We start from the raw sequence: 25,961 nt of genomic DNA, 5'->3' as shown, positions 1-25,961 counted from the left end.
AGGGCCGCTAAAAAGTCAGGCCCTTTCTGCTATGTATAGGAAATGACTACTGACGGGTAATCATACGTTTGCGTTCAAACTCACGTATTTTTTCCATGTATTGCTGTAAACCTTGTTTGGTTAGCACGCTACGACGACCATCTAGCACTTGACCACCAAATTCATCTGCCAGCTTACGTGCGGCGTTATGCATCATGTTGAACACTTGATGCGGGTCGCCTTCAATGGGCAGGATCATAAACAAAGAAACACCCTGAGTGTTAAAGGTTTCAAGGTTATCAATATCGAAAATTCCAGGCTTAAACATATTGGCTAAGCTAAATAACACTGGGCCTTTGCCATTTGAATTCACATGACGGTGGAAAATATCCTGGTCGCCAAACTTAAAGCCAAGGGTAAGTAGCATTGGCAACAAGGCCGCACCAGCTATTGGGTCGTCCTCGGGCGCTTTCACATTGAGTACAAGTACTTCTTGCTCAATTTGCTCAGAAGCGCCTTCATTTTGAGTGGGGCTGTCAGAAGCAGTCGCGTTTTGCATACTGTTATCTTGGCTGCCTGTATTCGCACTTTCTGCGCCTTCTGAATTGGCTGCATTGGCGGTACTGGCTGCACTATCATCAAAATCGATACGCATTTGATCATCGCCAAATTTAGGCTCTTGGCGCTTGCGAGAAATAGGTTTGCTGCGCTTTCCTTTCATAAATCGCTTAGCTTGTTGACCTAGGCCGCTGGCACTAACGACTTCAGCACCTTCGCTTACCCGATGTTCAGCGTCTTTACGGTCTGTCTCTGCAGTATTCCCCGACACAGATTGCGTTGCCGGTGAATCTAAACTGAAATCATCGATTTCTGGTGAATTGTGTTCAGGTGCTGATTCACTATTGCCTGCATCATGAGACACTGGTGTATTATCGACAGCGCTATAATTTGCAGAGGGCTGGTTGGTAGTGCTAGCGGCAGCTTCACTAGCAGATTCATCGTCACCTTCACGTAATAGAAACCCTGGAGGTTCTGGAAATGAGTCTGAACTGAAACCACCGTCCTCATTTGCAGGAGCTGAACTGCTTTGAAGATGCGGCTTTGGATTAGACACAACCGAACCATAAAGCTTAGGTTTATCGACCACCTTTTCTTTCGGTGCATTTGTGTCACAAGCGGAATCTTCAGAACTCGTTTTTGAACCATTAGCACTTGTGGCAGCACTTGAACCAGAGTTTGAAGTACTAGCTTCTTTCTGTGCAGATGTCGCTAGGTGATCACTGGTATCGTTTTCAGGCGCCAGTTTATCCGATACATTACTAACATCGCTTTCATCACCATAGCTGTCATCGGTGCCATAAAAGCTTTTTGCTTTAGAGGCATTTGCCGCTGTGCGATTGGCATCGCTATGTCCATTGCTACTTGCGTCACTTGGGTTTTGCTCATCGATTGCATCGAAATCGTTTTGTGAATTTTCTTGTGCATTGCCAGAGCTCACCACGCGAACTTGGCCAATACCTAATTCATCAAAACCTTCTGATTGCGAACCTTCTTCCTCGCCCGTATCTGCCCACTGCCTAGGTTCAACCCGAGGTTTACTGTTCGGTTTTGTGTTTTTGCGAATTTTCCAAATACCGTGTGCAAGCACTGCAATTATAAAGCAGGTACCTGCAAACAATAGTGATAGACGTAATTCATCTTCCATTTAGCTTCGTCGCCCTTTGTTATGCTTCTGCGAAAGCCATTGCTTCATCAACATCAACCGCTACCATCCTAGACACACCAGGTTCTGCCATGGTAACACCGGTTAAATGACTTGCCATTTCCATCGCAATCTTATTGTGGGTGATATAAATAAACTGCACCGTTTGCGACATTTCTGAAACCAAGTTACAAAAACGCCCAACGTTAGCATCATCCAATGGTGCATCCACTTCATCCAGCAAACAAAATGGTGCTGGATTAAGCCTAAATATCGCAAATACCAATGATAAAGCGGTTAACGCTTTTTCTCCACCGCTTAAAAGGTGAATTGTACTATTTTTCTTACCAGGAGGGCGTGCCATGATGGTCACCCCGGTTTCCAGTAAGTCATCGTCGGTTAAGGCTAAGTAGGCTGAGCCTCCCCCGAACACTTTGGGAAACAGGGCTTTCAAATCTTGGTTCACTTGCTCAAATGTAGTAGAAAAACGGGTACGGGTTTCTTTATCTATTTTACGTATCGCGCTTTGTAATGTTTCTAACGCATCGGTTAAATCATTATATTGAGTATCAAGGTGTAACTTTCGTTCCGATTGGGTTTCGTATTCTTCTACCGCGGCCAGGTTCACCGCCCCTAAGCGTGACAAACTCCCTTGGGTGCTTTCAAGCTCTTTCTGCCACTTTGATTCTTCAGCCTCGTCAGGCAGTGTTTCAAGAATAGATTTAAGCGACAGCTTGCTGTCTTCTAGCTGCTCCAAAATAGCGGTAGCACGCACTTTAAACCCTTCAATCTCGATATTTAGCTTTTCGATATTGCTGGTGCGCTCTTGAATGTCTTTAGCCAACGCCTGTTGACCTTTTTCTGACTCGCGCAACAATTGTTCTATTTCATCATGCTTAGATTGGTACTCAGAACGCTTATTTTCGAGCTCACTTTTTTGGGTAAGCAATTCTTGTAGTTGAACTTTTTGAACTGCTTGTGGCGCCGACAAGTCGTTAAGCTCTTTGCTTAGCGTATCTCGTCTAGATTGATAATCGGTTAGCTGCTGTTGGTTACGCGTTACCTGTTGCGCGTATAAATTTTGATGACTTTCCAATTGCTGTACTTTCAATGCCATCTCATGAGCCTGATGTGTTAACGACTCTACCTTACTGCGAAGTTGCGCCACCTTATTATCAAATTTTTCTCGGTTGTTTTGTGCTTCACTAACCCGCTCTTCGTATTCTGAGAGCTGTGCTTCATGTATTTCAAGCTGATCAGACAATGTTATAAGCTGCGCTTCTTCTTTATCTAACATGACGTTTTGCTTGCTTAATTCGTCTTTAAGTTTTGCATTCCGTGCCGCTAATTGTTCGTTTTGCATTACCAAAACAGACATGGCATTAGTATGTTGAACTAGGGTATTTTTAAGGTTTTCATAAGTGAGTTTGGCATTTTCACTTTGCTCAGCATTACAATTAACTAGCGTGTCAGCTTCTTCTACTTTTGCTTGAGCTAATGTTAAATCGCTTTCAATGCGGTTAAGAGTTTCACTTAATTCAGCCAGTTTTGATGCTCTATGCAACACACTGTTCTCAACTTCACCGCCCCTCACTACCCAATCTTTGGCACACCAAAGCCCTTCTTGAGAAAGTAAGGTTTGTCCTTCTGCAAGGGTATTAACACTACCCAGTGCATCAGCATTGGTTTCACATAATAGGATATGATTGAACGCTTCTGGTACCCGTTCATTTGGCAAGGCGGCGGCCAGGGTGTTGGGTTGCTTTACATCAGTGAAAGCGGATTGCGCAAACACTCGCCCGCCCATGGGCAAAAACGTTATCTGATTAACTAATTCGTTTACTTCAAGGGAACCGGCAATATACGGTTGATGCCAATAGCGCAATACGGTTTCCACACAGTCATTTAAATGTTCTGGCACGGTTAGCTGCTGCCACAACAGCTGTAAGTCGCTATGCACATCTGTATTGCTGGTAGCAGCGTCATCTTGCAGTGCAGATAGTGCTGCAATGGTAGATTGCAATGATTGTCGTTCGCCATCTAGCTGTCTATGCATTGACTCTGCTTGTGCTAAGGCTTGCTGATTGCTTGCTAGGGCTTCCTTGGTGCCGTTGTACTGTTCCAATGCCCCGCTAACCTGAACTTCGGCTTCGTCAATTTGCGCGGCCAATATCGCAATACGTTCGCTAATATCATCGGTATCAAGCTGAGTAAGCTCATCATTCAGCTCACTAATACGCTGCGTAGTACGAAGTTGCATGTTCATTGTCGACTGAATCTGACTGTGGCAGGTTTGTACTTCTTGCTTTAAGCGATGATAGATTTGTTCGTGCTCACGGCTTTGTGTACTGAAATCCCGGCGCTCTTGCTCGGCATTTTGAAACATGTCTTTGGCTTGCGCCAAGGCTTCATCATTTAATTCTTGCTGGGGCAACAAGGCATCTAAACCTGTTTTAGATGAAGCTAACGCTTGGTTAGCTTCATCTAACCCCGTAACCAACAAGTTCGTTTGTTCGTTTAACGTGGCTAGTTCGGCCTCAATTTGCTGTTTGCGCTGCTGACTATGTAATTCGTTTTGTTCAATGCGGGTAATGGCGTTACTGGTGGTAAATAGTTGCTGCTGTACGTCGTCGGCGGCTTGTTTATTTTGCGCCAGTTGCTCTTTGTAGGTGAGCATGCCCGCTTCGTCGCCATGTTGTCGAGACACTAATGCATCAAGTGCTTGCTGATGACCTTGTAGCGCCTGCTGCAAATTTTCAGTTTGTTCGTTATTTTTCAAAAAGCGGATACCCGCTAACTGCCCTTTGAGTTCACGGACTTTTTCGCGCAACGCTTTATAGCGTGTAGCCGCCGCAGCTTGTCGCTGAAGCTTTTCAAGTTGTTGGCCAAGCTCATCTCGCACATCATTTAACCGCTCTAGGTTATCTTGCGTGTGGCGTATACGGTTTTCGGTTTCTCGCCTTCTTTCTTTGTATTTAGAAATACCGGCCGCTTCTTCAATGAAAACACGCAGCTCTTGCGGCTTAGATTCTATTAGCCGAGAAATCATGCCTTGTTCAATGATGGCATAAGAGCGAGGCCCTAATCCTGTGCCTAAAAACAGATCGGTTACATCACGGCGACGACACTTAGTGCCATTTAGAAAGTAAGTAGATTGGGCATCGCGGGTGACTAATCGTCTTACCGATAATTCGCTGTAGGTAGCATATTCACCGCCAATTCGCCCTGCACTGTTATCAAAAAACAACTCAACACTGCACTGCCCCACAGGTTTACGTGCACTAGAGCCGTTAAAAATAACGTCTGTCATGGCATCGCCACGTAAATTCTTAGCAGAACTTTCCCCTAACACCCATCGTACGGCATCGATTACATTCGACTTTCCGCACCCATTTGGGCCGACGACAGCAGTCATTTCACTAGGAAAAGGAATTGTGGTTGGGTCTACAAAGGACTTAAAGCCCGCTAACTTGATCTTTTTTAAGCGCACAACACTACCTTACGCACTATAGCTACGTAACAAGAGGTGCCCAGCTGATATGGGTTAAACGTTATAAAAGAAATATTTAGCGTATTGGCTAAGTGCATTAGGAAGCACATTTTTATGGTTTTTATTATGCTTGGACTTTACCAAATCTAACAGCTTGTAACAATTACCATTTCGTTTGCGTTAGGGTGTTACGTATAATGTGTAAGTAACTATGTTCCAGTAACTATGTGTAAGTAACATGTTTCAGTAAAACCGCCTTAGTAAAACCGAGCAATGGAGTAATGATGAGTTCGCGAAGTGGTGTACATTATTTTTTTGAAGGGTTTTCATTAATCAAAACTAAGGGCCTAAAACGTTTTGTTTTTGTTCCCTTGGCTATCAATATCCTGCTTTTTTCCGCCGCATTTTATTTTCTATTTGGCCAAATTGAATACGGCATAAGCTATGTCATCAACTTAGTGCCTGAATGGCTGGGTTGGGTTAAAACGGCAGTGAATTTCTTTTTATGGCCATTAGCAGTATTAAGTGTACTGCTTATATTTGCCCTTATATTCGGCACACTCGCAAACTGGATTGCTGCGCCTTTTAACGGTGTATTATCAGAAAAAGTCGAGCGGCACTTAACAGGGCAAGCCATGGGCGACGACGGATTGCTCGACTTGGTAAAAGACATTCCTCGCACCTTGGGACGAGAATTCACCAAACTATTTTGGTATATCCCTCGCGCTATAGGCTTCTTAATACTGTTTATATTTGTGCCTGTGTTCGGGCAAATTCTATGGTTCTTGTTTTCTGCCTGGATGATGGCCATTCAATACTGCGATTACCCTTACGATAATCACAAAATTGACTTTAAGCGCATGCAAAATCACCTGTCACAACATAAAGGCAAATCGATGTCCTTTGGCGTGATGGTGAATATCTTTTCACTTATTCCCGTGGTGAATTTTATTGTTATGCCAGTCGCCATTTGTGGCGCTACATCTATGTGGGTAAGTGAATTACGTGATGAGGCATTAAGAAAACGAGTGTAATACCCTACTCTTCGGTATCGTTATTACTGCCTGTATTTGTAGTGGTAGCAGCATCTGCTGCTGCCTCACCCGCATTCATTTCACCACTCGCCTTGTGGCTTTCGTAGGCCGCAAGCCATTGCCCTGCTTCTTCTGGCTGTCCGTTTTTATGAAATGCTTGGAACAAATTCATTGAAATGGGTCGCTGCGCTGCCGGATTCGCTAATTGCTCTTGCCACAACGACAAATACAAATCAGGTATTACACCACTATCATGGTGCTCCATAAACGTGATCACACGGCTAGGCTTGTAGCTGGTTACGTTTATCGCACCACAGGTTTTAGCCGTACCTACCCGCAAAGGTAAAAATTCTTCTTTGGCTGTTGTTTCCCAGCGATTTACCGTGTTTTGAGGATGATAAGCAATGGCACCGTCCATAGTAAGATTAGGAGGAGCAAACGTGTTTAACCCTTCGCTGGAGCAGTAACGCCTCGCGGCATTACGTGACAGCGCGTATTCATCAATGAAACCCGAGAAGTGCGCCAGTTCATGCACCATCACTGAGTAAGCATCGCTTATATCTAAGTACATCACCCCATTTTGAACATTGGCTTTGCCTTGCTCTGATACCACAATGGCGTGGGTAACATCCCGCGCTTTTACAATGGGAGCGAGCGGCTTTACGTTACAGGCAAGATTACCTTGCCCTTGAAAATTAGCGTTACAGTCGAGCACGTTATTTTCAAGCCATATAGGCGGCGCAATACATAATGGAAGTTCGCTTAGCCGCTCATCATTCTTATAGTCTTTGTATAACTTATCCGCTCGAGCAATCGTGGCTAACGACGTGGCCACAAGTTGTATTCGCTGATGGCACATTGTATTTGATTGCCATGTATATCGAGGCACATTAGAAGGTGTTGTTGGGCTGTATCGCTTGATAACGGATGCCATTTGCTGCGCTAGTTTATGGCCTTCTTTGGCCGCACGCTGAATAAACCCCTTTGCATCTTCGCGATTATTTTCATCCCACAGCAACCTGCCATACTTAAATGCACTTTGCATATCTTGCATGGCCGTTTTTTGGAGCCAAGGTTTGGCTAATTCTGGTTGAGCGTGTAATAGATACCAATCGGCGAGTGCCGCTTGTGCTGGCATATAACCTTGTTCAGCCGCTCTTATTAGCCATTTTTCTCGTTTTTCAGGGTTCTCAGTGGCCATGGCGAAAGCCAGCTGAGCTTCAGCAACGTTACCGAGAGCAGCTAAACGAACGAGCCGGTCGGAAGCGGCCTCTTCACCAAGTAGCTGGTACAAAGCCCATGCAGCGTCAGCGTTATTAATTGAAGCTAGCTGCTCAAGCCAATATTGGGCGTTGTTTTTACTTGCTAGCGTAATAAGAAGGCGTTGCGCTTCTTCGCTAGCATTATCGCTGCCCTGACTTGTACCAGACTGTTCATGGTTTTGCGCCGCAAGCCACAGCAGCGCGTAAACACTTTGCTTTAATGGAGGTGGGTTATTCGCAGAAGTACTAGACGTTAAATCAGTGCTTGCTGTATCAGAGGCAGCTATATCAGAGCCAGTTGAATCAGAAAAAGATTGTTCGGGGATTAATGACTCGGGCAAATCAGGCTCATTAGAGCGAGGTTCGGCTGTAAGAAGTTGCTTATCGTAAGCCTGTATTGCCGATGTAGCATTACGCACTAACTGCTGAGTGTAACGGCCGCTGTCGCCCGCAATCAGCAAAAGCGCTATTATCGCTAGTGTTAATCCACGCATTGTTTAGGCGCTGTTACTCTTGAGCGTCTGACGAACTTTGACGAAGACGGTTAAGTTCCATACGTGCATAACGATGTTCAACATAATCGAAGACGTTAGTGCTTAGCGCCAACTTAAAGTAATTCGAAGCAATACCATTATTACCATCTTGGCTATGGTACTTGCCTAAATAAAAGTACGCTTCACACAGTCTATCGGTTAATGCTTTTTGGCTTTTTACGCCATCAAGTAGCGAATTGAGTACAGCATTTTCATCGACCACCCCTAAGAACAAATCGGTAAGTGTGGTTGCCCAATGTTCGTTGTTCAATTCTGGGCGAATAGCCGCTAAATAAGCCTGACCTTCTTCTGGCGACAAATCATAATGTGCGAAATAAGCCCACAATGCGCGAAACGGGTCAGAATTGTCTTTTTGTAGAAATAAGCCTAAATCTTCAACAGCCAGCTCAGCTCTACCACCGTAATACAAGGCAATGCCGCGATTTAAAAAAGCGAAATCGTATTCAGGGTTAATTTCTAGCGTAGAATCGAAAGAATCGTAGGCTTGAATAAAGTCACTTTGCTGAATGTAGTGAATGCCCATTGAATTATAGGCTTCTGCAAAATCGGGCTTAAGATTAATGGCCTGACTGTAATCAAACTGCGCTAGCCCACCTAAGCCAACGCTGTCGTATAGCATTCCGCGCTGTAGGTGAAGCTCTGCTTTGTCTTCGTCAGACAAGGCACTGCTACCCAAAATTTGATTGTAACGGGCAATAGCCATTTCAGAGCGAGGATTAACTGGCGCAGGCTCTGCTAACAGTAAATTACCCATTTGTGGTTGGCGAGAAACTTCTGGAGTTTGTGCACAACCGCCTAAAATACCAACAGATATGAAAAAAAAGATGAGACTAACGTTTCGACGCATGGTAAAAAAGCATTCTTAAGTAAGAAAAAACATCCCGCGTTACAGATGCGTAAGCGGCTTTATATGCCGCCAACCTTCTCGCATTTAGTATAAAAAGTAAAGTTATAAGTCGGGAGAATGTAGGTAGTTATGGATAATAAAAAGATAAAAAAACTAATAGAACAAGCACAAGAAGTTCAACAACACTCGCACTCACCTTATTCTAATTTCAAAGTGGGTGCAGCTGTACTTACTGAGTCAGGTGATATTTTTGCAGGCTGCAACGTAGAAAGTGCCGCTTACCCGCTTAGTCAATGCGCTGAAGCTAGCGCCATTGGAAATATGGTTAGTCACGGCCACAAGCGCATTCATTCTATTGTGGTGGCGAGTCAGAACGACGAATTTTGCTTTCCTTGCGGAGGCTGTCGACAAAAAATTGCAGAGTTTGCACCGGATGACACCCCTGTGGTGATGGTCACTAAATCTGGTGAAACCCACAAAACCACCATTGGTGAATTACTGCCTAATGCGTTTAGAGCGCATGATTTAGGTAAGTAATAGGTAAATAGCTACGCTCAAACATAGTGTCTTACGCGGTTATTCTTAGTTATAACACCGCGTAAGGCTTACGCTTTTCACCCGTTTTAATACTAGGTTTCTATCCCCACCGTTTTTGTGATGCCTTGCTTGTTTTACGTTTAACCCGAGCACGTTTGTAATTACTCGGTCTTATCAGCACATTTTCGGCGCCGCAGAACGAGTAATATTCAAGATCAATCCATTTTGATTAAACGCTAATGCGACTTGGTCGCCAATTTCAATACCAGTGGCAATACGCTGATGGGCTCTCATGCTCGCGACAAGATTGTCAGACAAGGTTATTTGCTTTGCCGAGCAATCTACTAACGTCCATTGGTTATCGATGTTCGTCAGTGTCGCTACGCTTGTTCTTACGGCATTCAATGTGACTACCTGTTGTTCATAAGCTCTGCTGTAAGCCTTATATTTTTTGCTGTAATCGTTAATATCTATATCGGCTATTTCATCGCTAAAACCGTGTACTTCAAGTGCCACATCTATAGTGTCAATATTTGCTGTATTACTTACTTGGCTTTTAAAGTCGTAAATGCCGACCAATACCACCAATACAAATGCCGCCGCGCCAAATGCAAACCAATCTTTATGCCAACCCCTCACGCGTTGCCAAAAGCGCTCCCCTCTTACAAAACGTGAATACTCATGGTGTTTGGCATTACCTATCACATTACGTTTAATGCGACTTGGCACCTTACGTTGATGCTTACTGTGCTGATATGCCTGACGGAACTGTTCATTTTCGTCGTTCATGATTGTGACTCCAATGCTTTTCTAAGCTTTTCCCTTGCATAACGAAGACGTGTTTTAACTGTCTCATGAGGGACACAACAAATCGTGCTTATCTCGTGCACGGTGAACCCTTCTTGTTGCAAGGAAAATGCTTCTTTTTGCTCGAAAGGTAACCGCTTTAATAGTTGGTGAAAGTCTGGAATGTCATCTAACGGGGCGCTATCAGACACCAAGTTTTCAACTTGATTACAATGGCTATTTTGTTGATGTTGTTTTCTAAGTTCGTCTAGCAGGGTGTTCCGCCCAAGGGTAAAAAGCCAGCCCAAGAATTTTCCTTCTTGGCGATACAAGTGCTTTTTTTCTATTACCTTTAGCCAGGTTTTTTGGGTTATATCGGCTGCCATATCGGCATCACTCAACACCAACAGATAGTAATACAGTGCATTGCTATGTTGATCGTATAAACGAGATAAGACTTTAGGTTCCCCAGTACGCGCATATCGTTCCATTAAGCTTTCATCGCTTAAGGGAGCACTAAACCAATCTTTGACTGATATCAGCAGCCCTGCTCTGGCATAACTCATACGCGTACTCCCTTAATTACCTTTAAGAACAAACAAAACTAATTAAAACGTATTATTACCGTGCGGATTCAAAACGAAAATCTAATACAACAAACATATCAAGCTGAGCCACTGGCACACCATTTTCTATTTTTGGTTTATATTTCCATTTAGACAGGGCTCGACGGGCTGCACGGTCGAACACACGCTTGGGCTCGGAACCAATGATATGAATATCTTGTACCGTCCCATTTAACGCTACAGTAAAACCTAACTTAACCCACCCTTCTGTACCATTTCGCATCGCCTCTTGGGGAAAGGTTGGATCTACCCGAAATTGCGGAGAAGCTTGCATATCCTTTTTCCCACTTTGAAAATTGGGATTTATATTCACCGTATTGGTTGTAAATTGAGGGGTAAACTTAAACGTTGTATCGGTATCATTGGGCGTAGGATCCGCTTTAGGTATTTCCATAGGCGGTTGTGCTACAGGCTTCTCCATGGGTTTTATAGGCGTACGTACAATCACTTTAGGATCGTCTAAGGTTAGTACTACTGGCCCAACCGTCTGGTATTCAGTAACTTTGCTCCCCACCTGATTATTCTCAATCAACTTAGCCATAACGGCGAACAAACCAAAGGTGATAAGTATACTCATTGCTATATAAATAAGTGGCTTAACGCTAAAAGGTCGAAATACATCATGTTGTGTAAAAGCGTTCATATTGCTCTCCTGTTTTCTTAAATAACGAAACAAGATGGCAATAGGGGTGATTTATTTTTCTACTAAATCAAAACCGCATGCAGACAACCACTGGTATGACCATTCAAATTGATAAATTGACTCCTCTTCATCTGCTAATACTATATTCAGTCTCGCAAACTGGTGAAACCTTAGATCTTTACGCTTGTATTGAAGAACTTGTATCGAAAAGGCCGTGTAAAGAGCCCCTCTAAAGAGCCCTTGTAAAGCGCCCTTTTTAAGAGATACGAAAACGATTAAGCGGCTTACTGAGGTTTCCCAGATAAATTTTGTTGCGTTGAATGTTCGTTTAAAAACCCTATCAAGTTTTTAAGTACATTCCTGCGTACAACTATGGAATATAACTGCCCATGACCACCAAGACTCAAGCGTTATTTACCCCTTTCAAACACAAAGGGCTATCAGTAGACAACAGAATTGTAATGGCACCGATGACACGTGAATTCTCTCCTGAAGGTGTACCAACTTCAGATGTTGCTGATTACTATCGACGCCGCGCTGAAGGTGGAACAGGATTAATCATTACAGAAGGCACCACGGTGAACGACCCGGTGGCCAATATGAGCCATCGCATTCCGGTTTTTCACGGTGATAAGGCACTAGCAGGCTGGGAAGAAACAGTAAAAGCGGTACACAGTGTTGGTGGTAAAATTATGCCACAGCTTTGGCACGTTGGAATGGCTCGAGTTGCTGAAAAAGCCCCTTACCCTGAACTACCTAGTGCAGGCCCTTCAGGCTTGTTCAAGCCAGGTAAGCAAGGCGCAGAGCCAATGACTCAGCAACATATTGAATCGGTAATCAACGCTTTCGCAACTGCTGCGGCAGATGCTAAACGTATTGGCTTTGATGGTATCGAAATACATGGCGCACATGGCTATTTGATTGACCAGTTTTTCTGGAGTGGCACTAATGTGCGCACCGATGAATGGGGTGGCAGCATGGCAAACCGTGGTCGCTTTGCGGTAGAAATTATTAAAGCTATCCGCGCAGCTACGTCACCTGACTTCCCCATTGTGCTTCGTTATTCACAATGGAAACAACAAGATTACACAGCACGTCTGGCTGAAACACCGCAATTACTTGAAGAGTTTTTAGCGCCGCTTAGCGATGCAGGTGTAGACATTTTCCATTGTTCTCAGCGCCGATATTGGGAAAATGAATTTGAAGGGGAAGATTTAAACCTTGCTGGCTGGACTAAAAAACTTACCGGCAAGCCAACCATTACCGTAGGCTCTGTGGGTCTTAACGATGATTTCTTCGGCGCGTTTACTGGTAAAGGTTCAAACACCCGTGCTATCGATGATTTGATTGAACGTTTAGAAAAAGGTGAGTTTGATTTGGTGGCTGTAGGCCGAGCCCTACTACAAGATTCAAACTGGGCTAATAAAATTAAGCACAATCAACTTGATGAGCTAGAAGAATTTTCAGGAAAGGCCCTCGCTTCGCTTACATAAGCAGTTACGGAAGCAGTGACATAAGCAGTGACATAAGCGCCGACATCAGCGCTTATGTAACCTTTTGCAAAGACACACAATAGCTAGCGTTCTTAATTACTTGGCTGCTAGTGTCCATGAGATTGCTTGACTGGCAACACAATGGCTAACGCCCGCAGTAGCTAATACTAACAGTGGCTAACACCTACATAAAATACATAAAAATAGTACTTTCACCATTGACCGTTCAATTAAGCAGTAATCTTCACTATGACACAATCAATGCCGTCTAATAAGTTAGCTAAAAATACACTGCTATTAGCCGCAGCTGCCATTGGATTTGCGCAAACCGTTCTGTTCGCTATTTTAGCGCCACTGGGTCGAGAAATTGGCCTAATAGAAGTGCAAATTGGCGCCATTATATCTTGTTCTTCTCTTACGTTATTTTTAATAAGCCCTTTGTGGGGGCGTGCTAGCGATCGTTGGGGTAGACGAAAAGTGCTGTTGATTGGATTGTTTGGTTATTCTGCGGGTACTTTAGTCTTCGCTGGCGTATTCCAAGCTGCACTATTAGGCTTTCTAGCCCCTTTAGCAGCGCTGGGTTTGCTTATCATCACCCGGGTGGGCAATGCCACGGTAATGGCTGCCGTATCGCCGTCGGCAAGTGCTTATATGGCTGACATCACCACAGTAGAAGAGCGTGTAAAAGGTATGGGCGCTTTAGGTGCTGCCACCAATATTGGCTCAATTTTGGGGCCTGCCATTGGTGGGCTGTTGGCCAGTATAAGTTTACTTACGCCTCTTTATTTTTCTGTGGGGGTGACCGTTGCTGTTGCGGTATTAGCCATGTTTTCTTTGCCTGTATTGCCTAGGCCTACACAGACTTCAACACCCAAAAAGTTGAAGTACACCGACCCTAGAATATTTCCTTTAATAGTTGCAGGCGTATTGTTGTTTATGGGCTTTGCCATCGTTCAGCAAACCATAGCCTTTCGGTTTCAAGACACCTTCACGCTAAACAGTACCGACACGGCTAAAATTGTGGGATTTAGTTTGATGATTTCTGCGGCATCGGCTTTGCTGGTTCAAATGCTGCTTATTCCTCGATTAAAGCTACGGCCTTTCACGTTACTGCGGCTTTCAATGCCCATCATGATGGTAGCGTTTGCTATTTTAGCTTCGGGTGACACTAAATTTCAGTTTATGTCAGCCATGTGCGTATTGGGTTTAGGATTAGGAATAGCGGGCCCAGGGTTTATGGCTGGGGTATCGGTGGCGGTATCATCAGATGAACAAGGGGCGGTAGCCGGCATCGCCGGCGCTTGCCCACCTTTGGGGTTTGCGGTAGGCCCGCTTTTAGGCTCATACCTTTATGCTATAGATGCCTCACTGCCCTACTGGTTTTCGTTCAGCTGTTATTTGTTGGTGTTCTTCTTCACGCTAAAATTTAAAACACGTCATTAGAATAGGCTATGGCGTTACGTGGGCTTTCTACTTAAGCCATTCAACTAGGGTCAATCAAAGAGACAGGTTCACCCAAATTGCTAAACATGCGCTATTTTGTAACTACAATGCCTTCAGCTTCTGTCACCGTTTTTGCATCGGCGCGCTCTATCACTTTAAGTAGCGTAGTTTGAATGGTTTCATCGGTTCTTGCGTCAGTCTTGCTGGCAAATTTCTGTTCTTGTGGAGCAGCGCCTTCTTCAGCGATAAATCCCATCACCACTTCGTTTGCGCATTCTGGCGTTTCGCCATAATACGTTAACGTAATTTGTGGGTAGCCTTGAAATCCTTTCTTTACCCTTTTGGCAATGCGTTTTGTCGACTTATCTAAATTCATAATAGCTCTGGTAGGTAATTGTTCTAATGCCTAGAGCATTGCATGTAACCTGAGCAATGTCGCAGGTTATTTACTTATAAAGACTTAATTAACGGTAGTTAGCGAAAACATTGGCTGTTAAAAGTGGGTTATTACAAAGAAGAATGCAGATATAACGACGGCTAGCCCCACTAACGCACACCAAGCGCCACTGTGCTGGTTGTTATTTCGCGCTATAATTCGTGCTATATTTAGCGCGCCAAAATTTCCGTCTTCAATATCTGAGTGCCGTAGATTAACTTGCTTAGGGTATGCACCAAGGGTTACGGCTTTGCAAATAGGCCATCCTACCCAATAGCAAACGGTCCAAAAAAACAATTCAATAATTAGGTAACCAACTGCCCTAAAGAGGCCTTTGGCTACTTCCCCTACAATAACTTCTTCCATCGTTTATTGTCCCTGCTTCATGTAAAACTGACCAAGCCGCTGATAGATGCTTTGGGGTAATTTATAAACTTAATGGCAGAATAGACAATAAATGAGGTACAAACAAAGACCAAGGTGTAACCGAATATGTTAAGTAGTATTACCGTCACAATATAGACTTTGAAAATAAACTCAGAGGTGAGCGCTTCAAATATGGCGTAGGCTAAAACCTGCTGCTACGCCCTAAGGAATAGATTTAGTAAATCAAAAATTATATTTCTGACGTTTTCACATCGTTTTTTAGTACCAGTACGATTAGAAATATAATTGCTAACGGCGGCACGAGTGCAGCGATGAAAGCTATGATAGAGGTAAGAATGGGCGACAGGGTTTTTCGCTTCCCTAAATAATAGCCAACAGCAGCCATCAGTACAGCAAAGACAATAATAACTTGTCCAAACAATGTTGCATTAATATTCATAGCAAAAAATCCTTCGTTTCATCTTCGATAAGATAACCACCTTAGCGAAGGCGATGTTCATCATACAATCGCCTTTACGTAAAGTTGCCAACTTTCACACAAGTTATTGAATTATAATAAATTTAGTTAAAGTGCAACTTAGTTAACTTTAATACTGCCTTTGTCTATCTGTTGTACTGCGGTGTATGGAATAACAATAGTGTCTGCCACAATAGAAAACGCCGCATCAATAACAAAGAAAGGGACTTTCCCAACCGTAGAACCGATATTTTCCCGGCGGCTTGGTTCACCGTTTAACAAACATACATTATATGAGAACCCACTGTATACACGAGGAATTTCTTCGCAGTAGCTTTTCTTACCTTGATGTTCAATTTGAACATGGTTGTTGTCAGGGGAAATTGTTTTCACAGTGGCACAGGAGCAACACGCTAAAGATAGGATGGCGAGAGACAAAATTTTCATATACTACTAATTCCATTTATTAAGTGAGCATTGTCAAACTAATGTTGATTACATCAGCGGTCTATTAGCCAACAATACCATTACCCGACTACAATTTAAAACAACGGCATGAGTCATGTTCAACTTCTTATGCTGTCACTGCATGAAGTTCATATCCAAAGTAGATCAATATTAAAACGGCCCCGTGTTTAAATTAAACTTTCAAAAGTTTGATAAAGGTCAAATTGTTCAATAAATAAACGGCGTATTCTATTGGTGTAAAAGCATCTTTTAATGAGCGAGCACCAAGTGATAGATTCACGGAAAGAACAAATAGATGCGATGCATGATGGCGTTATTGTAGCGGTAAGGGGGAGTATTGTTGATATTCGTTTTACTAATCAACTCCCAGATATCCACACGATCATTTACGCTAATGACGGTAAGATAACGTTAGAAGTGGTTTCTCAACTCTCAGCAGAAAAAGTGCGTACTATTGCGCTAACGCCTACCCAGGGTTTAGCTCGCGGTATGATTGTAAAAAGCTCACAAGGCCCTTTAAAGGTGCCTGTTGGCCCTTCAATACTCACCAGAATGTTCAATGTGTTTGGTGAAGCCATAGACGGTAAACCTTTTACTGACGATGCAGAGCTTCGTAGTGTTCATCAATCCCCTCCTCCCCTTGTTAGTATTTCCAGCCAGCTACAGATATTTGAAACTGGCATCAAAATCGTTGATGTTCTGTGTCCGCTTGAGCGAGGCGGAAAGGCAGGCTTGTTTGGTGGCGCTGGCGTGGGCAAGACCGTTTTGCTCACCGAAATGATTCACAACATGGTAAGCCACCAACAAGGCGTGAGTATATTTTGCGGTATTGGTGAACGCTGCAGAGAAGGAGAAGAGCTATATCGCGAGATGAAACAGGCCGGAGTATTAGACAACATGGTCATGTTATTCGGACAAATGAATGAGCCTCCTGGAAGTCGCTTTAGAATAGGTCATAGTGCGTTAACCATGGCTGAGTACTTTCGTGATGACGAAAAGAAAGATGTGCTGTTGCTTATCGACAATATATTTCGCTTTATTCAAGCAGGATCTGAAGTGTCTGGCCTAATGGGGCAAATGCCATCGCGAATGGGTTACCAACCAACATTAGGTACTGAGTTATCAAGTTTAGAAGAACGTATCGCCAATACACAAAGCGGTGCCATTACTTCTATTCAAGCAGTCTATGTGCCTGCTGATGATTTTACTGACCCAGCAGCAGTACATACCTTTTCTCACCTATCAGCCACCTTAGTGTTGTCACGCAAACGCGCGAGTGAAGGCTTCTACCCGGCGGTCGATCCGTTGCAGTCCAGTTCAAAACTGGCCACCCCTAATGTGGTTGGCGACAAGCATTACCAAATAGCACAACAGGTTCGTCATATTCTTGCCCAGTACAACGAATTAAAAGACATCATTGCCATGTTGGGCTTAGAACAGTTATCTAAGAAAGATCGTAATGTTGTGGCAAGGGCTCGTCGTTTAGAACGCTTCTTTACCCAACCATTTTTCACTACCGAGCAGTTTACTGGCATGCAAGGTAAGTTCGTTAGCATCGAGCAAGCATTAGAAGGCTGCGAACGTATTTTAAGCGGCGAGTTTGATGAGTATCCCGAAAGCGCCTTGTACATGATTGGCGATATCAATGACGCCATTAGCGGTCAAAAAGCACCTAAAAAAGCAGAGGATGAGGCACATCATGCAGGTTAATATTCTATTACCCAACCAGATATTTGCCCAGCTGTCAGGCATCAGCAATCTTATCATTGAAACTCCTTCAGGAAGCTTCGGCATTCTTCCACATCGTTTAGATTGCATCACTCCCTTGCTGCCTGGAATTTTAACTTATCAATGTAGTAACCAAGAGCCGCAATTTATTGCTATTGATCAAGGGGTGTTAGTGAAAACGGGGAAGCAAGTATCTATATCCGTTAGAAGAGCGATAGGTGGGCAATCTCTTGAAACCTTGCAACAAGCGGTTACCCAAGAATTTATTAATCTGGATGAGGAACAACAAGCCCTGCGGGCTGTGTTAGCTAAGTTGGAATCTGGATTTCTTAAACAATTTTCGTCACTGTCTAAGCAGTAGCTTCATGGATAAACCACCCATTAATGCTAAAAACAATAGGCCTCCACGCAAACAAAGCATGTCTCACCAAGTAGATAAGAAAGTGGCATTAAAGTTACATGCTAAGCGCCATAAACACCCGGGCGTGTGGTTTGGATTAGGATTAATAGGGGTTGTGGGTTGGTCTGTGGCACTTCCCACGCTTTTGGGTATTGCATTAGGCGTTTGGCTTGACGCCAGTATCAATGATTCTCGCTCTTATACCCTTATATTTTTACTGGCGGGGTTAACGTTGGGCTGTTTTATTGCGTGGAATTGGGTGAGTAAGGAGTATGCAGCAATGCATAGCCTCTCTGTTCAGACTACTTCCACCACTAAGAGCAACGCTGAGCCAAAGGCGAAAAAACTAAAGAAAACGGATAAAAATAAGGAGCTACCTAGTAATGACACTCACTGAAAATGTTAATTTAACCTCGCTTATCTTCCCTTTTCTAATAGGCGCAGTACTAGGTTGCTGTTTTTTCTATGCCCTGTGGTTTACCGTGAAAAAAGGCATTAATGCCACGCACCCAGCACTATGGTTTTTAGGCAGTATCTTAGTTCGTATGGGTACGGCGATAACTGTTTTTTACTGGGTTGGTAATAATGATATTTGGCACCTTATAGCCTGCTTGGTTGGCTTTGTGATAGGAAGAATCCTAATGACTAAAGTCATTAACAAAGCCAATCCTACCGACGCAGAAAAAGGAGCACTCCATCATGCACCTTAGTCCCGATGAAATTGTTTATTGGCAGTATGGTGCTATTAAGATAAGCGCTACGCTTGTTTTTACTTGGGCCATTATGGCGTTACTGGTGGTAAGTGCCTATTTCATCACTCGTAACCTCAATAAAAAAAGTCATCGCTCACGCTGGCAAAACGCCTTGGAAATAATAGTCATTACCATCAATGAACAAATTTCAGATGCGGGCTTAGTAAAACCACGACGCTACATGGGTTTTCTGGGCACGTTGTTTTTATTCATTGCAATGGCAAACCTACTGACTATTTTCCCCGGATTTGAGCCGCCAAGTAGTTCGCTATCCACCACTATTGCATTGGCTTTTTGTGTATTTGTATCTGTGCCTTTTTACGGAATAAAAAACAAAGGGGTGAAGCAATATTTGCTTTCTTACGCTGAACCCACGTATTTCATGTTGCCCTTTAATATTGTAGGCGAGCTTTCACGCACCCTGGCCCTTGCCGTGCGGTTGTTTGGCAACATGATGAGTGGCGCTATGATTTTAGCTATTCTACTGGTCATTTCGCCTTTGATATTCCCTGTTGTCATGTCGCTGCTTGGCCTGCTGACCGGTATGGTTCAAGCCTACATCTTTTTTGTTTTAGCATCGGTTTACATTGCCGCTGCCAGCACGGTTAGTGCAAAAGCCTCCCTTACCCTAACGCCACCACAACAAAAGGCAGAATAATGGATAGTCTTACTTTAATCGCAATTTGCTCAATCATTACCGCAGGTCTTACCATAGGTATTGGCGTGCTTGGGCCATCGCTTGCAGAAGGAAAAGCGGTAGCCAGTGCGCTAAACGCGCTGGCTCAGCAGCCCGATGCATCCCCTACCATTACCCGAACCTTATTTGTAGGGCTCGCCATGATTGAGTCGACGGCCATCTATTGTTTTGTAGTCTCAATGATTGTGTTGTTCAGTAACCCATTTTGGAATTATATCATCGCCCAAAATGGAGGCTAAGCCATGCCTATCGATTGGTTTACTGTTATTGCACAAATAATCAATTTTCTGATTTTAGTGTGGCTACTTAAGCGCTTTTTATACAAGCCTATTCTTGATGGTATTGATGCACGGGAACATAAAATTTCACGTGTTATATCTAGTGCAGAAACCAAAAAGAAAAACGCAGAGGCCCTTGAAAACCAATACAAGGATAAACTGACGAATATAGATGCTGAACGCTCAGCCATTATTAAACTCGCTAAAGAAGAAGCACAGAAAGCACACTTAGCCGCCATGCAAAATGCGAAAGTACAAGCAGATGCATTTGCAATAAAACGTACCGCGGCTTTGAATACTGAAATTCAAACGTTACAAAACGATGTGATTAATAAAAGCGTGAAAGAAGTGTTTGCCCTTAGCCGTAAGGTAATCAGCGAACTTTCAGACCAACAACTTCAAGACAAAATGTTCGACAAACTTTTATCACACCTTAAAGCCCTTAATGCAGAGCGACACGTTGGGTTAAACCAGGCTATCCAAAATAACCAAGGACATGCGAAGGTACGTAGCATCGCCCCTTTATCGCAAGCACAATGTGAGCGTCTAAAAGCATATTTACAAGGCCTACTAACTGAACAGACTAGCGGCGAAAGTCTGACTATAACCCTCGACTTAGAGGTAGATCCTCAGTTGATTGCGGGTTTAGAACTTGCTTTTGGTGGTTGGAAACTCAGTTGGAGCGCTAATGAAACGTTAAATGCATTGCAACGTGAGGTAGAAATGTCTCTTGATGTTCAATACCAAGAGAACGGCACAAGTATGCCCGTCGACAACGAACACCATTCGCTAAGTGCTAGCAGTTAAGGTCATAACATGAACGACTCTACTACCAATGCCTTAAAAAAACGCTATCAATATGTATTTGATCAATTTGAGTATATCCGTGAATCTAATCATCCTGACGTCAGCTTGCAGGAAATGGGCACCATTGAAAGCGTATCAGCTGGCATTGCGATTGTGTCAGGCTTATTCGGTGCTGGCTTTGAAGAATTACTGCTTTTCCCAAACGATATTTACGGTATAGCATTTAATATTGATGAGCATGAGATTGGCGTCATAATGCTAGGCGACTACACTGCGCTGCATGCAGGTGACGAAGTTAAGCGGACTGGCCGCGTAATGGATATAGCAGTGGGTTATGAGCTACTAGGCAGAGTTATCGACCCATTGGGCAATTCGCTAGACGCTAAAGGCAATATTGTTACCCGAGAACGGCTCCCCATTGAACGACCGGCACCAGAAATTATGTCACGTTCCCCTGTCACCGAGCCTCTACAAACAGGGGTAAAAGCGTTGGATGCTTTGTTGCCCATTGGTCGCGGCCAACGAGAGTTAATACTGGGTGACCGTCAGACGGGTAAAACAGCGATAGCTATCGACACTATTTTAAATCAAAAAGACAAAAATGCACTTTGCGTTTATTGCGCCATAGGTCAAAAATCGGCGTCAGTGGCCAAAACCATCACCACATTACAACGCAACAATGCACTGGAATACACAGTAGTTATGGTAACAGAGGGAAATGATCCTCCCGGGCTAGATTACATTGCACCTTATGCCGCAACCAGTATTGCCGAGTATTTTATGCAACAAGGTAAAGATGTTCTTATTGTTTACGATGACTTAACGCAGCATGCTCGCTCTTATCGCGAACTATCATTATTACTTCGCAGACCGCCTGGACGTGAAGCATTTCCAGGAGATATTTTTTATCTGCATTCTCGGCTTTTAGAGCGTGCCACACACCTAAACGAAGCACTAGGTGGCGGCTCACTCACCGCCCTGCCTATTATTGAAACTGAAGAGCAAAATATGTCGGCTTATATACCGACTAATTTAATATCCATTACTGATGGCCAAATATACTTATCGCCGACTTTGTTTTCCCTTGGCGTACTGCCGGCGGTAGATGTAGGGAAGTCAGTGTCTCGCGTTGGCGGCAAAGCACAAAGACCCGCTTTTAGGAAAGTCGCTGGTGCCCTAAAGCTAGCGTATGCCCAATTTGAAGAACTAGAAACCTTTGCACGGTTTGGTGCACGACTAGACTCCGATAGCCTTTTAGCCATAGAGCATGGATTACGCATTCGAGCGTGCATGAAACAAGCGGAATCCCATCCCTTTTCAGTAGCCGCGCAAATTGCCATTTTACTCGCCCTTACCAAAGGGCTTCTGGATACCATTGCGCTTGCGTTAATTGATAGCGCGCAAGCTTCAATCATAGAGGGGCTTGGTACATTAGCCCCAGCATTGCATGAAAAATTAGCATCAGCACAGCCATTGTCCGATGAAGAGAGCGACACTGTGCTGACCATGATAAAGACACAACTGGCTAGTGTGGAACCAACACCCGTTACTAAAACGTTTTCTGGCGAGGAGCGTTAACGTGACAGAGCTAATATGTATAGCTGTATATGAGAGAGATAATGTGAGAGAGCTAACGTGGGAGAGCTGAGCAGCGGACTACAGCGTAAAATTAATAGTGCCACAGACTTAAAATCGGTGGTGAGGACCATGAAAGCAATGGCAGCAGCCAATATTAGCCAGTATGAAATGGCGGTTTCAGCACTCGATGACTATTACAAAACTGTACAGCTCGGGTTAGTGGCTTATTTTCGTCATAATCACGTAAATATCAAAGCCGTAAACTATGCGACAGCGAACAAAACCACGTCTTTAGGGAAAGTTGGGTTCATCGCCATTGGTTCCGATCAGGGACTAGTAGGTAAATTCAACGACGCGTTGGTTTCCCATCTGTTAAACAGGATGAATGCGCTGCCAGGTGAAAAGCGAGTGTGGCCCATTGGTGAACGTATTCAGACTCACTTAAGTAGTTTGAATATACCTATAGAGCAGCCATTTGCGCTCCCTAATTCAATTAATGCAGTAACAGGATTGGTCACTTCATTGCTGCAAGAAATAGAAGCACTACTGCAATCAAATGAATTATCTGCACTACACATTGTGTTTAACCGCAGTTTACCCAATGCAAAGTATGAAGCATATAGTCAGAAGGTATTGCCGCTTGATAACGAATGGCAACAAAAGCTAATAGTAACGCCTTGGCCTTCCCGTTGCTTACCTCAATTGCTCACTGATTCAAAGAAAACGTTTAGTGCGTTAATTGGCGAGTATTTATTTACTACTTTGTATAGGGCATGTACTGAATCATTGGCCAGTGAAAACGCAAGTAGATTAACTGCCATGCAACGTGCTGAAAAAAATATAGAAGAAATTCAAACCGAGCTTTCCCGACAATTTCACCGTCAAAGGCAGCAAGGCATTGATGAAGAGCTTTCCGACTTGGTAAGTGGATTTGAAGCCCTGTCTGAAAATTGAAGAGAGGACAATTTTGGAGAATGAAAATGAGTTTTTTGTTTAACAACTTAGGTGTTCTTAATCTCAGGGATTATCTCCAGTAAATCGGTAGCCCCAACATCTACTCCACGCTGAGAAAGTAATGTAGTAATTTGTCCGCGGTGATGTGTTTGATGGTTAAATAAGTGCAGTATAAGTTGACCGAAGTTTTTCGTATGCGGCACGCCCGCAGTATCGTGAAATGACAAGTCAGTGGTAAGCACTTCACTTGATAAGGCATTAGCGAAGGCCAAAATAGCCTCATCCACTTTCACTCTTTGCTCGCGTAGTAACGCTATATCGTCAAAAAGGGTTTCATCTAGCTTTTTAGGAAGCGGCATTGCTATTACGCTGTCTAACTCGCTGAACCTATCAGGATGCTGTGCAAATCGTTGAAGCCAGATAATATCGGCAACCAATATGTGGTTAAGCGTGCCTAATATAGATCCAAAAAAAGCGCCCACATCTTCACTCAATTCAGCGGGGCTTAATTGCAATGCCGCTGAATATACAGACTCATTCATCCACTGATTGTATTGAGCCATCAATGTGAAGCTATTTTTCAAAGACATAACGTTTCCTAAGACATGTCGCTTCGTTTAGTTAATGCTAGCTTAAGTTCATCTAAGTAACTTTCAAAAGGCTTCCACTGCTGCATGCCAGTTTTGTAAATAGGCTGGCGTACTTGTTCTGAACTGGGGGTTTTAATTACCCTTTTGGTTTCATAGAACGATAAACAAGCCGGTTCAAATGGCAGACCGCAATAATCAAGTATGCGCTGCACTTGCCCTTCTAAATCATCAAGCACATCTTCGTGCTGAACGGTTAGAATATGATCGGGCAATACAGAATGCCAGTGGGCCATTAATTTTTCATAAGCACAATAATAACGGCCAATATCATCTAAGGAGTAGCTAAACTCCTGCCCTTCCCCGAATAACTGCTTAAAGCCACTAAAGCAGCAATCCATGGGGTCGCGCCTAGCATCGATAATTTTTGCGTTTGGCAAAATGCGCTTTATAAGCCCAATATGCACAAAGTTATTCGGCATTTTATCAATAAAAAATGGGGCAGACTGACGATAAGCTTGGGTTTGCGCCATGTATTTTTCGCCAAGGGCAATGCACGCTTCATCGGATAAATCGGCAAGATTGTACGGATACGCTTTCTTCTGATTACTTAAGCTAGATGCAATCCCTAAAATATCATGTAACTCCATGGTGCCATCTACCATAGAGTGAGACGCCAAAATTTGCTCTAATAAGGTGGAACCCGCGCGAGGTAACCCCACAATGAAGATAGGATCGGGCGCATCGCAGCCGCTGAACTCACTCATTAATTCTGCATCGCAAGCCGATGCTTGGGCTTCAAGTGCCGCTTCTGTGCGAGCAATATCAAAGCGATGCGTGCGCTTTTTCAAGATGTTGCCTTTGTTATAATATTCAAATGCTCTGGGGGCCTGCTTGGCATCTTCAAAGCCTTTGCCTAACGCAAAGCAAAGGTGAATTCTGTCGTCTAGCTTTGTGGTTTCAAGCGCTTCTTGCTGTTGCATTTCCGTCAAAGCGTTATCATCAAAACGATAAGTTTTCGTATTAGCCAAGCTCCAGTACGCGTCGCCAAAATCAGGCGCAAACACAGCGGCTTTTTCGTAAGAAGCAATTGCCTCTTTCACATCGCCTTTGGCCTTTAACGCATGGCCTAGCGCAACCCACAGTGCGGGGCGATCTTGCTTATCGGCGAGTAAACTATGATAAATACCAATGGCTTCTTCTAACTCAGCAACACCCACTAACGCATGGGCTAAGCTTACTTTTATGGAAAAGCTTTCTGGCTGTTGTGCTAAGCGCGCTCGTGCCACTTTAGCCGCCTGCGGGAATTTGCCCAATTTAGCCAGCAAACTTTGATAAGCCGCTTGGGCTTTATCATTTTCAGGGTAAAGCGCAACACAGCTTTCTAATAAAAACTCGGCATCATGATATACCTTCAACTGTACCCCTAATTCAGCGAGCAGCATCATGGCTTCAGAGTGATGTTTGTTTTTGGCTAAGAACTGACGGCATACCTGTTCTGCTTTATGCAACTGGCCTTCGTGCATTAAGTCATGTGCGCCAAGCAATGGTTTGGGCAGACTTTGCAGGAAACTAATGTGTTGTTGTGCGAGTGCCAAAGCTTGAGGTTGATTGTCTCGCTTGTATACGGCCTCTAACTGCTGCCATGCTGCAACAAGTGCGGGGTTGAAACGTGTAGCTTGATAAAAAGCATTCGCAGCATCGCTATGGGCAGCATCGCGTGCATAACAGTAGCCCAATTCTTGAAAGCCTCTGCCGTAATCAGGAAATATTTCGACAAGCTGCAACAATGTACTTATTGCGCTTTTAATTTCTCCGGCAAGTCTATAGGCCACGGCCATTACATACATGGCTTCGCGGGTAGCGTCTTCGCTGGGTTTAGCATTCAGAAACTGCTTACTTTGCGCAATAACATACTGATGATTAGACTGCATCAAACTTTGTTTTAGTGCAGTAAGAGTTTGTTGTTCTTGTGAATTCATAAATACAGCATGCCTAAAAACATAAAAAAACGGCATCCCCTAAGGCATGCCGTT

Annotated in this window: 26 protein-coding genes; 13 read left to right on the top strand and 13 right to left on the bottom strand. The window is 43.8% G+C overall.

Features of this window, described 5'->3' with window-relative positions; translation table 11 throughout:
* Positions 1-46: 46 nt before the first annotated feature.
* Both zipA and smc read right to left on the bottom strand, forming a co-directional pair.
* Positions 47-1,684 carry a cell division protein ZipA gene (zipA, locus tag R1T43_RS10140; RefSeq protein WP_317348548.1) on the bottom strand — a complete coding sequence of 546 codons (1,638 nt, stop codon included), beginning with the start codon at positions 1,682-1,684 and terminating at the stop codon, positions 47-49.
* A 19-nt stretch (positions 1,685-1,703) separates the two neighbouring features.
* Positions 1,704-5,171 (bottom strand): chromosome segregation protein SMC, encoded by a 3,468-nt coding sequence (gene smc / locus R1T43_RS10135; protein ID WP_317348546.1) that lies wholly within the window; start codon positions 5,169-5,171, stop codon positions 1,704-1,706.
* Positions 5,172-5,455: 284 nt separating this feature from the next.
* Between smc and cysZ the strand changes: the two genes are divergently transcribed.
* A complete protein-coding gene (cysZ, locus tag R1T43_RS10130) occupies positions 5,456-6,205 on the top strand; it encodes a sulfate transporter CysZ (RefSeq protein ID WP_211071101.1) in 750 nt (249 codons plus the stop codon).
* A 4-nt stretch (positions 6,206-6,209) separates the two neighbouring features.
* Here the strand turns inward: cysZ and R1T43_RS10125 are convergent, their stop codons facing one another.
* A complete protein-coding gene (locus R1T43_RS10125; RefSeq protein ID WP_317348543.1) occupies positions 6,210-7,961 on the bottom strand; it encodes a sel1 repeat family protein in 1,752 nt (583 codons plus the stop codon).
* Between the two features lie 13 nt (positions 7,962-7,974).
* A complete protein-coding gene (nlpI, locus tag R1T43_RS10120) occupies positions 7,975-8,868 on the bottom strand; it encodes a lipoprotein NlpI (protein ID WP_211070977.1) in 894 nt (297 codons plus the stop codon).
* Between the two features lie 129 nt (positions 8,869-8,997).
* Between nlpI and cdd the strand changes: the two genes are divergently transcribed.
* Positions 8,998-9,405 carry a cytidine deaminase gene (gene cdd / locus R1T43_RS10115; RefSeq protein ID WP_317348539.1) on the top strand — a complete coding sequence of 136 codons (408 nt, stop codon included), beginning with the start codon at positions 8,998-9,000 and terminating at the stop codon, positions 9,403-9,405.
* A 174-nt stretch (positions 9,406-9,579) separates the two neighbouring features.
* Here the strand turns inward: cdd and R1T43_RS10110 are convergent, their stop codons facing one another.
* Genes R1T43_RS10110 through R1T43_RS10100 form a run of 3 tightly spaced genes read right to left on the bottom strand, consistent with a single transcriptional unit; the run spans position 9,580 to position 11,460 of the window.
* Positions 9,580-10,194 (bottom strand): hypothetical protein, encoded by a 615-nt coding sequence (locus R1T43_RS10110; RefSeq protein ID WP_317348536.1) that lies wholly within the window; start codon positions 10,192-10,194, stop codon positions 9,580-9,582.
* Positions 10,191-10,757 carry a sigma-70 family RNA polymerase sigma factor gene (locus R1T43_RS10105; protein ID WP_247670753.1) on the bottom strand — a complete coding sequence of 189 codons (567 nt, stop codon included), beginning with the start codon at positions 10,755-10,757 and terminating at the stop codon, positions 10,191-10,193. Before R1T43_RS10105 ends, R1T43_RS10110 begins: the two co-directional genes overlap by 4 nt.
* A 55-nt stretch (positions 10,758-10,812) precedes the next feature.
* A complete protein-coding gene (locus R1T43_RS10100; protein ID WP_317348532.1) occupies positions 10,813-11,460 on the bottom strand; it encodes an energy transducer TonB in 648 nt (215 codons plus the stop codon).
* Positions 11,461-11,849: 389 nt separating this feature from the next.
* Here R1T43_RS10100 and R1T43_RS10095 point away from each other — a divergent pair, with 389 nt between their 5' ends.
* Together R1T43_RS10095 and R1T43_RS10090 are read left to right on the top strand one after the other, a co-directional pair.
* Positions 11,850-12,953 carry an NADH:flavin oxidoreductase gene (locus R1T43_RS10095; protein WP_317348529.1) on the top strand — a complete coding sequence of 368 codons (1,104 nt, stop codon included), beginning with the start codon at positions 11,850-11,852 and terminating at the stop codon, positions 12,951-12,953.
* A 249-nt stretch (positions 12,954-13,202) separates the two neighbouring features.
* On the top strand, positions 13,203-14,396 hold the full coding sequence (locus R1T43_RS10090; protein ID WP_317348527.1) for an MFS transporter: 1,194 nt from the start codon (positions 13,203-13,205) through the stop codon (positions 14,394-14,396).
* 91 nt (positions 14,397-14,487) lie between these two features.
* Here R1T43_RS10090 and R1T43_RS10085 read toward each other — a convergent pair whose 3' ends face one another.
* The 4 genes from R1T43_RS10085 to R1T43_RS10070 form a co-directional block, all read right to left on the bottom strand.
* On the bottom strand, positions 14,488-14,772 hold the full coding sequence (locus R1T43_RS10085) for a hypothetical protein (RefSeq protein WP_211070982.1): 285 nt from the start codon (positions 14,770-14,772) through the stop codon (positions 14,488-14,490).
* A gap of 117 nt (positions 14,773-14,889) precedes the next feature.
* Positions 14,890-15,198 (bottom strand): hypothetical protein, encoded by a 309-nt coding sequence (locus R1T43_RS10080; RefSeq protein ID WP_317348524.1) that lies wholly within the window; start codon positions 15,196-15,198, stop codon positions 14,890-14,892.
* A 250-nt stretch (positions 15,199-15,448) separates the two neighbouring features.
* A complete protein-coding gene (locus R1T43_RS10075) occupies positions 15,449-15,658 on the bottom strand; it encodes a hypothetical protein (RefSeq protein WP_317348523.1) in 210 nt (69 codons plus the stop codon).
* Positions 15,659-15,796: 138 nt separating this feature from the next.
* A complete protein-coding gene (locus tag R1T43_RS10070) occupies positions 15,797-16,123 on the bottom strand; it encodes a YceK/YidQ family lipoprotein (protein WP_057791568.1) in 327 nt (108 codons plus the stop codon).
* Between the two features lie 321 nt (positions 16,124-16,444).
* Here R1T43_RS10070 and atpD point away from each other — a divergent pair, with 321 nt between their 5' ends.
* From atpD to R1T43_RS10025, 9 genes are all read left to right on the top strand, one after another.
* Entirely contained in the window at positions 16,445-17,854 is a 1,410-nt protein-coding gene (atpD, locus tag R1T43_RS10065) for a F0F1 ATP synthase subunit beta (RefSeq protein WP_410549016.1), read from the top strand.
* Positions 17,844-18,233 (top strand): F0F1 ATP synthase subunit epsilon, encoded by a 390-nt coding sequence (locus R1T43_RS10060; RefSeq protein ID WP_317348518.1) that lies wholly within the window; start codon positions 17,844-17,846, stop codon positions 18,231-18,233. Before atpD ends, R1T43_RS10060 begins: the two co-directional genes overlap by 11 nt.
* 4 nt (positions 18,234-18,237) lie before the next feature.
* Positions 18,238-18,669, top strand: coding sequence for an AtpZ/AtpI family protein (locus R1T43_RS10055; RefSeq protein ID WP_317348516.1), 432 nt, complete (start codon positions 18,238-18,240; stop codon positions 18,667-18,669).
* Positions 18,656-18,982: an ATP synthase subunit I gene (locus tag R1T43_RS10050; protein WP_317348513.1), complete on the top strand. Its 327-nt coding sequence runs from the start codon at positions 18,656-18,658 to the stop codon at positions 18,980-18,982. Before R1T43_RS10055 ends, R1T43_RS10050 begins: the two co-directional genes overlap by 14 nt.
* Positions 18,972-19,682: a F0F1 ATP synthase subunit A gene (locus tag R1T43_RS10045; RefSeq protein WP_317348511.1), complete on the top strand. Its 711-nt coding sequence runs from the start codon at positions 18,972-18,974 to the stop codon at positions 19,680-19,682. Before R1T43_RS10050 ends, R1T43_RS10045 begins: the two co-directional genes overlap by 11 nt.
* A complete protein-coding gene (locus R1T43_RS10040; protein WP_317348509.1) occupies positions 19,682-19,960 on the top strand; it encodes a F0F1 ATP synthase subunit C in 279 nt (92 codons plus the stop codon). Before R1T43_RS10045 ends, R1T43_RS10040 begins: the two co-directional genes overlap by 1 nt.
* Positions 19,961-19,963: 3 nt before the next feature.
* Complete coding sequence (locus tag R1T43_RS10035) at positions 19,964-20,806, top strand: F0F1 ATP synthase subunit delta (RefSeq protein WP_317348507.1); 843 nt, start codon at positions 19,964-19,966, stop codon at positions 20,804-20,806.
* 9 nt (positions 20,807-20,815) lie between these two features.
* Positions 20,816-22,384 (top strand): alternate F1F0 ATPase, F1 subunit alpha, encoded by a 1,569-nt coding sequence (locus R1T43_RS10030; RefSeq protein WP_317348505.1) that lies wholly within the window; start codon positions 20,816-20,818, stop codon positions 22,382-22,384.
* 129 nt (positions 22,385-22,513) lie between these two features.
* Positions 22,514-23,338: a F0F1 ATP synthase subunit gamma gene (locus tag R1T43_RS10025; protein ID WP_317348503.1), complete on the top strand. Its 825-nt coding sequence runs from the start codon at positions 22,514-22,516 to the stop codon at positions 23,336-23,338.
* A gap of 47 nt (positions 23,339-23,385) precedes the next feature.
* Here R1T43_RS10025 and R1T43_RS10020 read toward each other — a convergent pair whose 3' ends face one another.
* Together R1T43_RS10020 and R1T43_RS10015 are read right to left on the bottom strand one after the other, a co-directional pair.
* The gene (locus R1T43_RS10020; protein ID WP_211070993.1) at positions 23,386-23,928 is read right to left on the bottom strand and encodes a DinB family protein; all 543 of its coding nucleotides are present in this window, start codon (positions 23,926-23,928) and stop codon (positions 23,386-23,388) included.
* 8 nt (positions 23,929-23,936) lie between these two features.
* Positions 23,937-25,907: a tetratricopeptide repeat-containing sulfotransferase family protein gene (locus tag R1T43_RS10015; RefSeq protein ID WP_317348500.1), complete on the bottom strand. Its 1,971-nt coding sequence runs from the start codon at positions 25,905-25,907 to the stop codon at positions 23,937-23,939.
* Positions 25,908-25,961: the final 54 nt, after the last annotated feature.

It is taken from the genome of Alteromonas sp. CI.11.F.A3 (assembly GCF_032925565.1).
GTDB lineage: Bacteria > Pseudomonadota > Gammaproteobacteria > Enterobacterales > Alteromonadaceae > Alteromonas.
The sequence above is the reverse complement of the archived record's forward strand: the minus strand, read 5'-3'. Positions and strand labels throughout refer to the sequence as shown.